The organism is candidate division WOR-3 bacterium, assembly GCA_039803925.1.
GTDB lineage: Bacteria > Hydrothermota > Hydrothermia > Hydrothermales > JAJRUZ01 > JBCNVI01.
On the sequence record JBDRZL010000027.1, the window covers coordinates 1 to 14,469 of the forward strand.

The following is a 14,469-nucleotide window of genomic DNA, read 5'->3' on the forward strand; positions in this document are numbered from 1 at the left end:
CGTGTCCCTTATGTTCCATTCCTTCTTCATAGGGTTCCCATTTACCATTCTTATAAATCATTTTTCTTTCCACAAGTGTCATTCCGCATATCGGGCAATCTCCTTTCTGTTCCTGAATAATTTGAGGGTGCATAGGGCACTGGTAAAGGGTTCTTATCTCACCTTCCTTCGGCGGTTTTTGTTGAGACCTGCACGATGATATGTAGAGGAATATTGAAAATAAACTTAAAAATAGAAAAATTTTTTTCATTTTTTATCCTCTATTTTTTGGTTTTTTTCTCTTCCTTCGTAGATTTCCCATTTGCCATTTTTATAAATCATTTTCTTGGATTCAAGTTTCATTCCACAGATCGGACATTTTCCCCTATTTTCCATAATAACTTCCTTATGCATAGGACATATATATAAAGTTTTTATTTCTCCTTCCTTTAGCTTTATTTCAGAAGTCTTTGGTGAGCATTTACTCTCTTTGGGAGGGCAGCAGGTTTTTTGCATTTCCTTTTTACCTTCCGGATGGGTTTCATGTTGAAACCCGTATAGGTTTATATATATTGAAAGGGTTAAAACCCCTGTGAACATTAAAAATTTTTTCATAATTCGCCTCCTGTTATTTCCTCAATTTTTGATTTTATTTTTAAAAGTTCAGTTAAAATCATTAAGTAATCTATTTTTGATTCATAAAGCATTTTTTCACTTTCTAAATAAAATAAAAAATCTAATTTTCCTGAAATGTAACCTGCTTCTGCACTTATAAAGGATTCTTCAGCTTTTGGTAAAATTTTCTCTTTAAAAATTTTTAATCTTTCAAGTTTTGATTTGTAAAGGGAAATAAGGTAATATAGTTCCTTTTTTAATTCAAGTTTTTTATTTAGAAGTTCCCATTTTGAACTTTTTAGTTTTGCATTTTTTTCTTTTATCTCGTAAAATTCTCTGAAGAATAGTGGAATTTCAAAAGAAAGGGCAATTTTTTTCTCTCCTGTTTTTGTATTATAAAGAACTTCTGGCATCGGGTCAGGAATTAAATTTTGGTAAGATAAAATTTTTTCCTTATTTTTTGCTTTTACATCAAATTCCATTGCCTTTAAAATGGGATTTTTTTCATAAAGAACTTTTATTAAAGAGTCTTCATTTATTTTTATTTCTTCAAAGATAACTTCTTCGGTTATTTCAGGAATTTCCTCTGTATTTAAAAGTTTTTTAAAATTTTCCCTTATTTTTATTTTTTCTGATTCAAGGAGACTAATTTCATTTTTCATTTTTTCAAGTTCAATCTGGCTTTTAAGAACTTCATATAAACTTGCTGAACCTGATTCATATTTCCTTTCAGTTATCTCTTTCATTTTACTTAAGATTTCTACTTGATTTTTAGTTATTTCAATTTTTTTATTTATAAAATAGTATTCATAAAAGTTCTCTTTAAGTTCTCTTATTATTTCAAGAATTTTTGCCTGATAAAGATAAAATTCCATTTTATATTCATCTTTTGCCATAAGTCCTTCAGTTATTAATTTTGTTGGAAGAGGAATTTCTTGCATTATAGAGATATTTTCTTCCGTAAACATTTCTCTAAAAGTAATCCTTGGATTTGGTGGAGTAAAAGATGGAAGAATTCTTGAACCTTTTTCTTTCAGTTTTTCATATAAAGATTTAATTTCAGGATTCTTCTCAAGGACAATATTAAGCGTCTCTTTTAACTTCAAAGTATCAGAAAAAAGTGTTAAGTTAAAAATAGTTAAAAAAATTAAATTTTTCATACAATTCTACTATTTATTATAGTATTTAAATTTAAAAAATTTTTTAGGTTCATGGAATTTATAAGTGGCATAAGATTTTTAGGTTTTGACAGTCAATTCCGCAATTTTCTTTTAGGGGGATGAAGGATATGAGAGTAATAAAAAGAGCGGAAAGGAAAAGAGTAAATAAAAAGAATTTTGTTTTACTTTTTCTGTTAGTTCTCAGGGAGTCAATTCTTTTTAAGATAGGAGAAGATGTAAAACTAAAATTAAGATTTGAATTTAATATAAGGGATAATTTTGCTATTGTTTTAACAATATTTTCTTTTTCTGAGGTTTTTATTAGTGTATATTCATCAGAAGCAAGTTCAGCTATTTCTTCAAAGGATTTTCTCAGTAAAAAGAAATGGGGGAAGTAGAAGAAGGTTTTTGAAAGAAGGTTAGTTATAAGCTTTATGAAAGTATCTTTCTGTCTTATGTGGTTTATTTCATGGAGAAGGATTATTTTTCTTTCCTTTTTTGAGAGAGATTTCCATAAAGAATTATCAATAAAGATAAAGGGTTTAAAGATACCATTTACAGAGATTCCCTCTTTATTTTTTCCATACAAAATCAAAGGTAATTTTTTGTATTTGAGTTCTTTTATAAGATTTTTTGTGAATAAAATAAAAAACAAGGTAAAGGAAATTAAGGGGATGAAGAAAATTTTTTTATTTAAGGGAAGAGGACCTAAAATAAGGCATTTTAAGTTACAGTCAAGAAAGGCTACATAGTAAAAATAAAATGGTAAAAATGAAAGCATAAAAACTATTACAAGAAGGTAAGGGAATTTTTTTCTTAAATTAATTTTTGAAAAAGGCAGTTCTTTATAAACTAATATAAGGATGGAGAGTATAATATAAAGTGTTAATGTTTTTATTAAAAAGTTCATTCTTTTATATTTAATATTTCAATTAATTTTCTTTTTTCCTTTTCATTTAATTTAGTTTTTTTGATAAAATTCATAGCTATAAGATGAGGGACTTCTTCAAGTAGTGGGGAAAGTATTTCTTCTGTTTTTTTCTTTAGAAATTCTTCCTTGCTTATTACTGGGAAGTATAAATTTTTTTTACCAATTTTTTCTGATTTTACAATTCCTTTTTTTTCAAGGTTTTGCATTTCAGTAAGTATAGTTGTATACGCATAATTTTTTCCTATTTTTTTAAAAACTTCAAGGATATCCAAGCAGGTTGCTTTACCTAAGTTCCACAATATTTCAAGACATTCAGCCTGGAGTTCCCCAAGGAAAAGTTTTAAAGATTTACTAAGTTTCATAGTATTAATATAAGTTTAAAAAAATAAAATTTCAAGTTCTTATTTTTTGAAATTTTATTTGAAAGAAGTTGGAATTTTAGAAATTAATAACTTATAATATTAATGAATATCTTAATGACGAAATTACTAATAAATTATGAATTTTTAGGGTCCAATTCCCTAAAAAATAAGGAGGTAATTATGAGGTTTAAAACACTTATCCTCTTCAGTATGGGTGCTTTTCTTATATTAATTGCATGTAAAAAAAAGGAATGTCCTCTTCAGCCTTCACCTCCCTCTCCTTCAGAGTTAATTGAAAATTCCCTTCATGGAACAACAGCTGGTATGGCATACTGGTATTCCTCTCAGAATGGTGGTTTTGAAAATATTTCTAATATACCTTATGATAACCTGACCTGTAAAAACTGTCATGTTGAATCCAATGCCTGTAATACATGTCATGTAAGGGAAGGGGATGTTCCTACCAATTCTGCCTGTTTAAATTGTCACGGAAGGCAGAAAACCGAAATTTTGTTGGGTTATACAGATGTCCATAGTTCAATGGGATTTGTATGTGCTAAATGCCATGGAGAGGAAGATGTACATGGTGATGGGAAAACTTATAATTCTATGCTTGAAGGAGCAATTCTTATAAAGTGCTACGATTGTCACACACAGATCGCTTCAAATACAGCACACAATCAGCATCTTGGAGCCCTTGACAATTTTGAAGACGATGAACTTGATTGTTCAGCCTGTCATGTAAAAAGTGTTGTTACATGTTATAACTGTCATTTTGAATCTGAGGTAAATCAGGGACAGAAAGTTGCATATGGTAGATTCCATAGCTGGAAATTTCTTGTAAAAAGAAATGGTAAAGTCCATGCTGGTAATATTATGTCAATAACTTATCAGGGTAAAGCATTTGTTGCACTTGCTCCTTTTTATGGACACACTATATATAAACCTAACCCATCTACAATATGTGATGAATGCCATAATAATCCAATTGTTCAGGAATATAACTTAAACGGAACTATGACAGCAGTCTGGTGGAATGCTGATTCTTTAAAACTAAAATATTTTAAAGGTGTTATACCGGTTCCGCAAGATTGGCGAACAAGTTTAAAATTCTCCTTTGTAACAAAAGATGATCAAGGCAATTGGATACATCTTAAAGATGATGCAGATTTGAAACAGATTCTTTTTGCTGAACCGCTTGATAGACTTCCTCCACAGTTTTGATAGCATCTATTTAAAAGGGGCAAATATTTTGGGTTCAATTCCCTTTTTGCTCCTTTTTGTTTTTTTATCATAATTAATAATATAATTAATTTATGAAAAACGAAAATTTTCCTGAAATTTATCATTTACAGGCAGAGTTCTGTAAAACAATAGCACAGCCAAAAAGGTTACTCATACTTGAAACCCTTTCAAAAGGTCCGAAGACTATTAAGGAGCTTTCAGAGGAGCTTGGATTTTCTCCGCCGAATATTTCTCAGCATGTTAAGGCGCTTTATGAGAAGGGGGTTTTAGAAAAAATAAGAAAAGGTAATATAGTTTACTATAATTTAAAATATAAAGAGGTTCTTGAAGCATCTCAGATTGTTAGAGAAGTGATGATGAAAATATATTCAGAAAAAGGTAAAGTTCTCTATCAGATAAAATAATTCTTAATTTTTTATTAAAATCTTAGAAAATTTAAAAAATTTAAGATTAATTGCATAAACTTGACAACCATTTTGTTTTTGTATTAATCTTAAAAAATAAATAAATTTTAAAAACAAGGAAAGGGGTTATAATCCCCTGAAATAAAAAGGAGGAATTTAATGCATAAAACAATAACAGGTATTTTAATGACCTTTGCTCTCACCCTACTAATAGGATGTAAAGGCGAACAGGGGCCTCAAGGACCTGCTGGAACTGAAAAGTGTTCAGCCTGTCATTCAGATAATACCACAATTCTTGCAAAGGAAATTCAGTATGAAAATTCAGTCCACTATCTCGGTGGAAATTTTGAAAGAGATAATTACCCCTGCGCAGGATGCCATACCCATGAAGGATTTATTACAAAATTACAGGGTGGTGATACGACAGTAGCAATTATAGATCCCACACCCCCAAATTGTAGAACCTGCCACAATATTCATAAAACTTACACATGGGATGATTTTAAACTTAAGACAGAATCACCCGTTACCTTAAGAGCAGGTGGAGGAATATACAATCAGGGAGAAGGAAATCTCTGTGCTAACTGCCATCAGACAAGAAATGCTGATATGATTAAGCCTGGTCAAGACCCTGTGAATATAACTTCACCTTACTGGGGACCCCATTATGGCAATATGTCAAACCTCCTTTCTGGTAATAGTGGATTTGAAGAATTCCCTGGAACTTATAATAAACAGCATCCCCATTATACAAGTATTACAGACGGATGTCCTCAGTGCCATATGGCTGAACCTTTTGGTGCTCAAGCAGGAGGACATACTATGAATATTTTCTATGTATTTCATGGTCAAACCGAACTTTTAACATCAGGATGTACTGGTTGTCACTCTGATCCTGAGACAAAATTTGAGAATTTGGAAGCAGAAATAGAGGAAAAACTTGATTCTCTTAAAACACTTCTTGTAAATGCTGGTATTTTAAATCCATCAACTGACCGAGCAATTCCAGGTACTTATCCTCGTGCCCTTGCAGGTGCTTTCTGGAATTATAAGTTTGTAGAATACGGTAAGGCTATACATAATCCAGCTTATGCCCGCTCTTTGCTTGATAATACAATTGCCAATTTTCCAACACTTACTAAAAAAAGATTCGCAGAAAAATAACTTAAGAAATAATTAAGGGGAGGTTCAAATCCTCCCCTTTTATTTTTTATAAACATATGAATTTTATTTTTTTGATTTTTTTTACCTTTAAAATAAATTTAAGCTCTTATCTTTATCCTTATGCAATTGATGAAAAAAAATACTATCCTCTTTATACATACCTCAATTTTGGTTTAGAAAATATTTATTTAAAGGGTTTTTCTTTTAATTTTTCTGGAAATAACTATTATGAAAATGATATTTCAAAATTTAAAATTTTTGGATTCAATTTAAATTATCAAAATGAAAGATATTCTTTAAAATTTGGAAGAAACTTTATTTATGAAGGAGCCTCATCATTTATTGATGGTGCTCTCTTAACCCTTTTTCTTAAAAAAATAAATCTTTCAGTTTATGGTGGAAAAAAAGCTTTATTGCCCTTTGAAGCCAAGGATGTCTTTTTAAAAGATAATCCCTATATATTCGGAGCTTTAATTAAATCTTCATTAAATAATTTTTCTTTTTCAACTTTTTGTAATAAAGATGAAGCAGGAATTTCTTTTAAGTTGAATAGATTTTTAGCACCCTTTGTGTCTATAGCTTACAATTTTAGAGAAAAAACTATTGAAAGGTTTGAGTTAAGTTCAAATCTAATACTGAAAAGGAAAGTTTTCCTTAACCTTAAATACTATTTAGAAAGTCCATTTTTAAGACCTCTTGAATATCTGAAGGAAATACTACCTCTTAAAAATAATCAGCGATTTTTCCTTTCTTTAAGTTTTACTGGTTTAAAATTTTTTAATCCATCCCTTTTCTATAGAATTAACTATTATTCAGAAAAAAGAGATTTTGTTTATTTAATTTTAAGAAATAATTTTTTATCTCTTGGTGGAGGATACGGCGAACTTGGAGAAAGAAGAGAAGTTTTATATTTTCTTGAATTCTTTTACCCTTACAAAAATCTTCTCTTTAAGTTATCCTTTAAAACTTTTGATGATTCAGAGCTCTTATATAAACTCTATTCCTTGATTTTAGGTTTTGAATATAAATTTTCAAGCTTTTTAAAATTTACTTCTGAACTGAGAGCTTTTAAAAATGTCCTTTATGAGAAAGATATAAGAGGTTTCTTTGGTATAAAATTTAATTACGAAAAATGAAAACTTTAATTTTATTTTTATTGATAAATCAAAAAAATTTTAACTTTTCCCATAAAAAACATATAGAGATGGATATTGTATGCACTACCTGCCATGAAAAAGCCATTTTATCTGATTTTCAAAAAGATGACCTTTTACCAGGACATAAGGAATGCTCACAGTGTCACGGAATTGAAGAAAATTGCTCTCAGTGTCACACTGAAAAAAAAGAAAAAATTGAAAGACTCCCTATTTATATTTCAAATTTTTCTCATAAGAAACATTCAAAATTTGATTGTTCAATTTGTCACGGAAAAATTAAGGAGGAAGAAGTTTTTCTCTCTATGAGAAATTATGCTTATCCTGTTATGAGTCAATGTATAAACTGTCATAGGGAAAATAAGGTAGCTTTTCTGTGTTCAACTTGTCATACTGATAAAGAGGAAAAGTTAACGATTTTTCACCCCAAGAATTATAGATTTCTACATTCAGAGGAAGCAAAGTTTAGTGATAAAAATTGTAAAATGTGTCATGATGTGGATAATTTAATTTTGATAGGAAGTATTGAAATTCCTGCCTGTAATACATGCCATGCAAAGGAAAATATTGAATTTAAAAATCATCCTGAGAATTTTAGATTTTCTCATTCCTTCTTTTACTATTCAGGTGAAAGCATTTGTTCTTCCTGTCATAATGATTATAAGGATTGTGTTGTTTGCCACAGGAATGAAAAGATTTATCCCTTTGATCACAATTCAGTTGACTGGGTTAAAAGTAGTGGTGGATTGCATTCTGAAGAAGCAAGGTCAAATCCTTTAAGGTGTGTAGTATGTCATGAAGAAAAAGATAATGTTTGTTTAACATGTCACAGGGTTGGAAAATGAGATGTTTAAATTTTTTAATTATTTTCTTTCTTTTATTTTCATTCTGTTCAAAGAAAAATCCTGAGATACTTAGAAGTTATCATCCTGAGAAATGGTATAGAATTCATGATGATAAAATTCGAAATATGGGTGGTAATTATCAGCCCTGTTTAAGGTGTCATGCAATGGAAGGAGAATCTCCCTTTGAAGGTGCCCCGGCTTGCAGAAACTGTCACACTTCAGAACCCTGAAATTGTATTTTTTATTGTAAAGATTTTTTAATCATTTTTTTATGTCTCTCCATATATTTGAATTTTTTTTTATATAATGTTATAATAAAAATTGTTTTATTAATAACACCTTTTTAAAAAAAAGTAATAAAGGAGTTGATATATTATGATAAATTTTGTTGTTATTTTTTTATATGTTCAAACTCTTAGTTTAAATCCTTTTGTTCAGAATTTTTTTAATCCGGATATATCTTTGATTGCTGATTTTTCTTTTGTAGGTATTGATATTAAAGATGAATGGAGAGAAGAACTCTTAATTCCGGAATTTATCAGTCATTCCCATTCACATATAAGTAAAAGTAGGGGATTTAATTTTAATTATCTTGAACTTGTCTTTTCAGCCTTTGTGGATCCCTATTTTGAATTATTTTCTATTAATACAATAAATCCCGAGTATGGAATAGAAATTCATGAACTTTACGGTGATGCAAAATTTTTGCCTTCTGGATTTGGTTCAAGAATAGGTATTTTTAAAAGTGAAATAGGAAGGCATAACTCTAAGCATGCCCATTACTGGGATTTTAATGATTCACCAATAATATATGATGCACTTTTAGGTAGTGAAGGATTAAGTGGATTGGGATTAAGAATTACATATACTTTTCCCTTTAATTTATTTTTAAAGTTAGGGAGCGAAATTTTTCAAAATTCTTATGAAGAACCTGTATCATTTAATGCAGATGGTTATGAATTTCTTGATAAGAAAATTGAATCTTTTTCAAAACCTTCTCTTTTTACAGGGTATATTAAAACATCTTTTGATTTTATTAATCATGTATTTCTTTTAGGAAGTTCTATCATTTATGGAGCTTCAAATATTTTTTATTCTAACCATCATAAAGAGACTTCTTTTAATTCTGCTATAAGTTCACCAGGAACAGTTGTTTATGGATTTGATGTTTCGTATAAGTATATTATTGATGCTTATAGGTATATTTCCTTTCAAGGTGAATATTTAAGTAGAATTATTGATGGGAAATTATATCTTATGAGTGAAACAGATACAAATTTAGCGATTGAGCGTGATTTATATAAAATAAATTCTGGACTTTATTCCGAGATAGTATTTAAGTTAAATAGAAGAATTAGAATGGGTTTAAGGGGTGATTATCTTTTTGAACCATTTATTAGGATAGATGGAAATATTTCTCAAAGTAATATTAAAAATTTATATAAAATTTCTTTTATGGCAGAGTATAATTTTACGGAATTTTCAAGGATTAGATTTCAGTATAATTATGATCATACAAAGTATTTTGAGGAGAAAATGCGTCCGATAAATGAATTTATTTTAAGTATCAATTTATCAATAGGTGCTCACGGTGCCCATATGTTTTAAAAAAGGAGGTTAAAAATGTTAAATATTTTTATTTTGTTTTTTTTCTTATTAAAAGAAGAGCCAATAAGGGTTGTTGTAAGTTATCCATATATTGCTTCTATTGTTAAGGAAATAGGCGGAGATATCCTTGAGATTACTATTCTTTCCAATGGAACAGAGGATCCCCATCATGTGGTGCCAAAGCCCTCTTTAATTGGGAAATTGAGAAGAGCAGATATTTTATTTATCAATGGAGCCTCCCTTGAAATTGGTTTTTTACCACCTCTAATTGAACAGGCAAATAATCCAAGGATAAATCCGGGAAGTAAATTTTTGATTGATTTATCACAGAAAATTGAATTAATTGATAAACCGTTAAAAGTAAGTAGAGCTGAAGGTGATATTCATCCTGAAGGTAATCCTCATTATTATTTAAGTTATAAAAACCTCCCTAAAATTGCAGAAGGAATTTTGGAAGGGCTTATTTCAGTGAGGCCTGAAAAAAGAGAATATTTTGAAAATAATTATAAAAATTTTATTGAAAAATATGAAAATAAGAAAAAAGAATGGGAAGATGTTTTAAAAAAGATAGGTTCTTTAAAACTTATTCAGTATCACAGAATGTTTAATTATTTGGCTAAAGATGGAAATTTTGAAATAGTTGATGAAATAGAACCTAAGCCTGGAATACCTCCTACAGCAAAGCATATAGAAGACATAGTAAATAAAGTAAAAGGGCAAAATTTTATAAAAATTGTAGGTGCTGTTTACAATGATATAAACACAATAAAGAAACTTTCAGAAAAGACCGGTATTAAGTATGTGATACTTCCTCATGATGTAAATAGTTTAAGTGAGGTAAAGGATATTTTTTCTCTATTTGATACAATTTTTAAAAAACTTTCAGAGTGATAGATATTCTTTTTACAAGTTTTTTATTTGCAACTGTTTTAGTTGGAATTCATTCTTATTTTGGTATTTATATAATTGAAAGAGGGATAATTTTTACAGATCTTGCAATAGGACAGATGGCAGCAGTTGGAACTGCTATTTCAATTTTGCTTTTAGGAGGTAAATTTTTTTATCCTATTTCGCTTCTTTTTTCTTTAATTGGAGCAATTCTTATTGCTTTAACTTCAAATAAAAAAAATTTAAGTCATGAAGCTTTCATAGGTCTTATATATGCAACGGGTGTAAGTTTATCAATAATTTTATTATCAAAAAATCCTCATGGTATTGAAGAAGTTCAAAGGTTACAAGCAGCAGATATTTTATTTATAACAAAGAGTGATTTAATAAAAACTTCAATACTCTATTCAATAATCGGATTAATTATTTATTTTTTTGTAGAAAGGGTTAAAGGTTTGAAGAGGGAAATACTTTTTTTTACCTTATTTGCAATTACTGTAACAAGTTCAGTAAATCTTGCTGGTGTTCTTGTTGTCTTTGCAATCCTTGTTGTCCCGGCTTATGTGACCTTTTTTTTCATTAAAAAATTTTCTTTGAGATTAATAGCTTCCTGGATATTTGGAATTTTAATAAACATTCTTTCAATTCTTATTTCTTATTTTTTAGATTTACCAACAGGTTATACTATTGTTGCTTTTTATTCCTTATCTGCAATTATTATTTCTATGTTTTTTAAATAGTTTTTTAATATGAACATAAATGAGATGGTTAAGGAAATTTTTTCTTTAAATTCTCTTTTAGTTTTGACAGGTGCTGGTGTTTCACAAGAAAGTGGTGTTCCAACATTCAGGGGTAAAGATGGATTATGGAAAAATTATGATGCAAAGGAACTTGCAACACCTCATGCTTTTGAAAAGAATCCCAAACTTGTATGGGAATGGTATAATTGGAGAAGAAAAATAATTTTAAAAGCCAAACCAAATTCTGCCCATTATGGAATTAAAAAGTTAGAAGAGATTATTCCTGATTTTTTGCTTGTAACCCAGAATGTAGATGATTTGCATAGGGAAGCAGGTTCAAAAAAAATAGTAGAAATTCATGGTAATATTTTTAGAACAAGATGTACAGTTTGTAATAAAAAAGAGTTTGATAAAAAAGTATTCAAAGATGAAGAATTGCCTCCTAAATGTAAAACTTGTGGTAGTCTTTTAAGACCTGATGTTGTATGGTTTGGAGAACCTATTGATGAGATTATTTTTTCAAGTATTTTAGAATTCCTTTTAAGATGTGATGCAATTCTTGTTGTTGGAACATCTCTATTGGTTTATCCTGCTGCTTCTATTCCTTTTTATATAAAGGAAAAAGGGGGAAAAGTTTTTGAGATAAATTTAGAGCCAACACAGATTTCAGGAATTTCTGATATAAGTATTTTTGGAAAGGCTGGTGAAATTTTTGAAAAATTTATTAATATTATTACTTAATAAATATTTCAACTTTATATTTTTGTTTCAGAAAATTTAAGATTGAGTCTTTTTTTGCTTGGGTTTTTTGAAGGTATAAATAGGAATTTATTATTTTTAATAAATCTTCTTTCTTTGAATCTGTTTTCTTTTCGTCAATAAGCTTAACTATAGCATATCTAAAGGGAGATATTTCAACGACCCCGCTTATTTCACCAGTTCTTAGATTTAAAACAGCGTTTATAAAGGGAAGGGGTAAATCAGGGTTTATTTTTAATACACCAAGATTTGTTTTTTCTATATTGGCAATAATGTTGGGCAAAGATTTTAGTTCCTGTATTACTTTTTCAGGTTTTGAATTTATCATTTTATCTCTGATTTCTTCCAGTTGATTTTTATCTCCACCTATAACATAAGCAATGAGGATATCTTTTTCAAAATTATTTCTATTGATTTCATAAAAATTTTCAACTTCCGATGGTTTTATTTGAATTTTTGATTCAACTTTTCTTTTGATATATTCTTCTGCGAGTATTGATCTTTCAGCCCATATTATTCTTAATCTAATTATTGAATCATTTAGAAATCCCTCGTCCTTTGCTGCAAGGTAATATAAAAGTGTTTCTATACCTAAATCTAAAACTCTCTTTTTTTCTTCCTCATCAATAAAGGGTTTTAGATTTGAAGGAAAATGCATTTCAAGTTCTTTTTTTGTGATGGCTATTTTGCCAACTTTTGCAACAGGATAGTTTTTTTCTTTTATTTCTTTTTTCTTGCAGTTTATTAAAAGAACTGTCAGAAGAATTATGATTATTTTCATAAGTTTAATTATAAAGAAATTCTTTTAAATTATAAAAATGATGGTTAAAAAGAGATATTAGATAATGGGAAAAGGTAAAAATTACCATTATTCTATAATTTTATGGTATCCGCACCCTTTAGGGTGTGCAAAAATTCACTTTAAGATTAAAATATGAGAACGAGAAAAAGTACGTTAAAAACTAGTCTATCCGCAATTTTCTATGATTTCGGACAAGGGTAGCCGCACCCTTTAGTGTGCGTTAAAAACCCTTTAGGGTGTGCAAAAATTCACTTTTTATCCTGAAATAGTTGAATTTATAAAAAGGAAAAGGTGGAAAGTGTCCCAGAATGGGGCAGGATACTTTGAAAGTGCTTCTTGATGAATTTTGTGAGGAAAGAAAGATAAAATCTTTTTTGCATCAACTATTAAAATACCAAATCTAAAAGCAATGCAAAAACGGGTAAAGTAAAGGTATATTTTCTGTGCAGTTTTTTTAAAGACGAAGTTTGGTTTTGCTTATGCTTACAAATCTTTGAGAGGTGAAATGCAAAAGATTTTATGAGAAAATGCCTATGTTGAAAGATTTAAATAGGATTATACAAAAAACATTTTGTAGGAGGCACTTCTTTTAATCTTATTGAGCCAAAAAATTCAATATATTTATATATCAATAATTCTTATCACTTTAAATTTTTGGTATTCTACATTTAATTGATGAAATTTTTAAAAAATCTTTATAATCAATTATAAATAAAACCCCATATTTTTTAAAAATATGAGAATAGAAAAATATGATTTTGGTGAAATTGTTATAAATGGTGAGAAATATAGAAGGGATTTAATAATTTTTCCTGATAAAATAAAAGAGAACTGGTGGAGAAAGGAAGGACATTCTTTATGTATTGAAGATTTAAAAGAAGTGATTGAATACAAGCCTGAAATTCTTATAATAGGGACAGGATATTCAGGGGTTATGGAAGTAAAAGAAGAGGTTATAAAAGAACTTGAAAGAAATAATATAAAAGTTATAATTAAAAAAACAAAAGAGGCAGTGAATATTTTCAATGAATATACTCTAAAAAATAAAAAAGTTGTCTGTGCCCTTCATTTAACTTGTTAATTAACAAGGAGGCAAAAATGGAAGAATTAAAAAGAAAAATAAAAGAACTGGCTGAAAAAGTTTATAAAGAACTTGGTCCATTTGGATTTATTGAAGAAACAAAATATGAGGTTGCGCTTGCCTATGAATTTAGAAAAAATAGATTAAAATACCTTGAACAACTCCAGGTAAATATAATGTATGAAGACCAAATTGTAAAAGAAGGTAAGGTTGATTTTATAGTTTTTGATGAAAAAGAAGAAAATGGGCTTATTGTTGAACTTAAAGCAAAAGAAGAGATTGAAGGTGGATTCTTGCACCAATTATTAAAATATTATGAGGCAATAAAGTCTGAAAAAAGTGGTTTCCCGAAATTTCTTTCTGAAAAAATAAAAGGTGGAGTAGTATTAAACTGGAGATTAAATAAACCAATAAGAAATAAACTACTTGAAGGATTTAAAGAACCTGAACGCATTTCTTTTGTATTAGAACCCGAAATTGAAAAATTTTCCATAGAATATAAAGATATTATTGATTTAATTGAGATAGAAGTTCCTGTTGAAAAAAAGAGAAAATAAATTAAAAATAAAAAGGGTTTTAAATTCTTATATCTCAAAAATAGATGGCTTAAAATACTATTGTGATAGATGTTTAAAAACAGAAAGGTGGGGAGGGAGTGTTCCTTTAATGATAATAGATGCAGCATTTACATCAATTGGACTAAATTATTTTACAGCAGTTGTTCCAAAAGTT

Annotated in this window: 19 protein-coding genes; 13 read left to right on the forward strand and 6 right to left on the reverse strand. The window is 28.7% G+C overall.

The features are described from left to right. The 5 genes from ABIN17_08700 to ABIN17_08720 form a co-directional block, all read right to left on the reverse strand. Positions 1-250, reverse strand: a 250-nt coding sequence (locus ABIN17_08700; protein ID MEO0285130.1) for a heavy metal-binding domain-containing protein, incomplete at its 3' end; no start/stop codon positions are given. Continuing rightward, a complete protein-coding gene (locus ABIN17_08705) occupies positions 247-594 on the reverse strand; it encodes a heavy metal-binding domain-containing protein (protein ID MEO0285131.1) in 348 nt (115 codons plus the stop codon). The genes ABIN17_08705 and ABIN17_08700, both read right to left, overlap by 4 nt. After that, positions 591-1,754 carry a TolC family protein gene (locus ABIN17_08710; GenBank protein ID MEO0285132.1) on the reverse strand — a complete coding sequence of 388 codons (1,164 nt, stop codon included), beginning with the start codon at positions 1,752-1,754 and terminating at the stop codon, positions 591-593. Before ABIN17_08710 ends, ABIN17_08705 begins: the two co-directional genes overlap by 4 nt. A 58-nt stretch (positions 1,755-1,812) precedes the next feature. Next, positions 1,813-2,664 carry a M56 family metallopeptidase gene (locus ABIN17_08715; protein MEO0285133.1) on the reverse strand — a complete coding sequence of 284 codons (852 nt, stop codon included), beginning with the start codon at positions 2,662-2,664 and terminating at the stop codon, positions 1,813-1,815. Further along, entirely contained in the window at positions 2,661-3,047 is a 387-nt protein-coding gene (locus tag ABIN17_08720) for a BlaI/MecI/CopY family transcriptional regulator (protein MEO0285134.1), read from the reverse strand. Before ABIN17_08720 ends, ABIN17_08715 begins: the two co-directional genes overlap by 4 nt. Before the next feature lie 180 nt (positions 3,048-3,227). On the opposite strand from ABIN17_08720, the gene ABIN17_08725 reads away from it, so the two are divergent. From ABIN17_08725 to ABIN17_08770, 10 genes are all read left to right on the forward strand, one after another. Then, complete coding sequence (locus tag ABIN17_08725; GenBank protein ID MEO0285135.1) at positions 3,228-4,271, forward strand: cytochrome c3 family protein; 1,044 nt, start codon at positions 3,228-3,230, stop codon at positions 4,269-4,271. A gap of 92 nt (positions 4,272-4,363) precedes the next feature. Further along, positions 4,364-4,696, forward strand: a complete 333-nt coding sequence (locus tag ABIN17_08730) for a metalloregulator ArsR/SmtB family transcription factor (GenBank protein ID MEO0285136.1) — start codon at positions 4,364-4,366, stop codon at positions 4,694-4,696. Positions 4,697-4,855: 159 nt separating this feature from the next. Continuing rightward, positions 4,856-5,860, forward strand: a complete 1,005-nt coding sequence (locus ABIN17_08735; protein ID MEO0285137.1) for a hypothetical protein — start codon at positions 4,856-4,858, stop codon at positions 5,858-5,860. Positions 5,861-5,916: 56 nt separating this feature from the next. After that, on the forward strand, positions 5,917-6,996 hold the full coding sequence (locus tag ABIN17_08740) for a hypothetical protein (GenBank protein MEO0285138.1): 1,080 nt from the start codon (positions 5,917-5,919) through the stop codon (positions 6,994-6,996). Continuing rightward, positions 6,993-7,859 (forward strand): hypothetical protein, encoded by an 867-nt coding sequence (locus ABIN17_08745; GenBank protein ID MEO0285139.1) that lies wholly within the window; start codon positions 6,993-6,995, stop codon positions 7,857-7,859. The genes ABIN17_08740 and ABIN17_08745 overlap by 4 nt, the downstream gene beginning before the upstream one ends. Further along, positions 7,856-8,089 carry a hypothetical protein gene (locus ABIN17_08750; protein MEO0285140.1) on the forward strand — a complete coding sequence of 78 codons (234 nt, stop codon included), beginning with the start codon at positions 7,856-7,858 and terminating at the stop codon, positions 8,087-8,089. The genes ABIN17_08745 and ABIN17_08750 overlap by 4 nt, the downstream gene beginning before the upstream one ends. 145 nt (positions 8,090-8,234) lie before the next feature. Beyond that, positions 8,235-9,467 carry a hypothetical protein gene (locus ABIN17_08755; GenBank protein ID MEO0285141.1) on the forward strand — a complete coding sequence of 411 codons (1,233 nt, stop codon included), beginning with the start codon at positions 8,235-8,237 and terminating at the stop codon, positions 9,465-9,467. A gap of 15 nt (positions 9,468-9,482) precedes the next feature. After that, positions 9,483-10,358 carry a zinc ABC transporter substrate-binding protein gene (locus ABIN17_08760; GenBank protein MEO0285142.1) on the forward strand — a complete coding sequence of 292 codons (876 nt, stop codon included), beginning with the start codon at positions 9,483-9,485 and terminating at the stop codon, positions 10,356-10,358. Continuing rightward, the gene (locus ABIN17_08765; GenBank protein MEO0285143.1) at positions 10,355-11,095 is read left to right on the forward strand and encodes a metal ABC transporter permease; all 741 of its coding nucleotides are present in this window, start codon (positions 10,355-10,357) and stop codon (positions 11,093-11,095) included. The genes ABIN17_08760 and ABIN17_08765 overlap by 4 nt, the downstream gene beginning before the upstream one ends. A 9-nt stretch (positions 11,096-11,104) precedes the next feature. Further along, positions 11,105-11,836 carry an NAD-dependent deacylase gene (locus tag ABIN17_08770; protein ID MEO0285144.1) on the forward strand — a complete coding sequence of 244 codons (732 nt, stop codon included), beginning with the start codon at positions 11,105-11,107 and terminating at the stop codon, positions 11,834-11,836. Here ABIN17_08770 and ABIN17_08775 read toward each other — a convergent pair. Continuing rightward, the gene (locus tag ABIN17_08775; protein MEO0285145.1) at positions 11,829-12,635 is read right to left on the reverse strand and encodes a peptidylprolyl isomerase; all 807 of its coding nucleotides are present in this window, start codon (positions 12,633-12,635) and stop codon (positions 11,829-11,831) included. The two genes, ABIN17_08770 and ABIN17_08775, sit on opposite strands and share 8 nt — an antisense overlap. Before the next feature lie 757 nt (positions 12,636-13,392). Here ABIN17_08775 and ABIN17_08780 point away from each other — a divergent pair. The 3 genes from ABIN17_08780 to ABIN17_08790 all read left to right on the forward strand — a co-directional run. Next, positions 13,393-13,737 carry an MTH938/NDUFAF3 family protein gene (locus ABIN17_08780; protein ID MEO0285146.1) on the forward strand — a complete coding sequence of 115 codons (345 nt, stop codon included), beginning with the start codon at positions 13,393-13,395 and terminating at the stop codon, positions 13,735-13,737. A gap of 17 nt (positions 13,738-13,754) precedes the next feature. Continuing rightward, positions 13,755-14,294, forward strand: a complete 540-nt coding sequence (locus ABIN17_08785; GenBank protein MEO0285147.1) for a GxxExxY protein — start codon at positions 13,755-13,757, stop codon at positions 14,292-14,294. Continuing rightward, positions 14,275-14,469: hypothetical protein (locus ABIN17_08790; GenBank protein ID MEO0285148.1), on the forward strand; the 195-nt coding region annotated here is incomplete at its 3' end. The genes ABIN17_08785 and ABIN17_08790, both read left to right, overlap by 20 nt.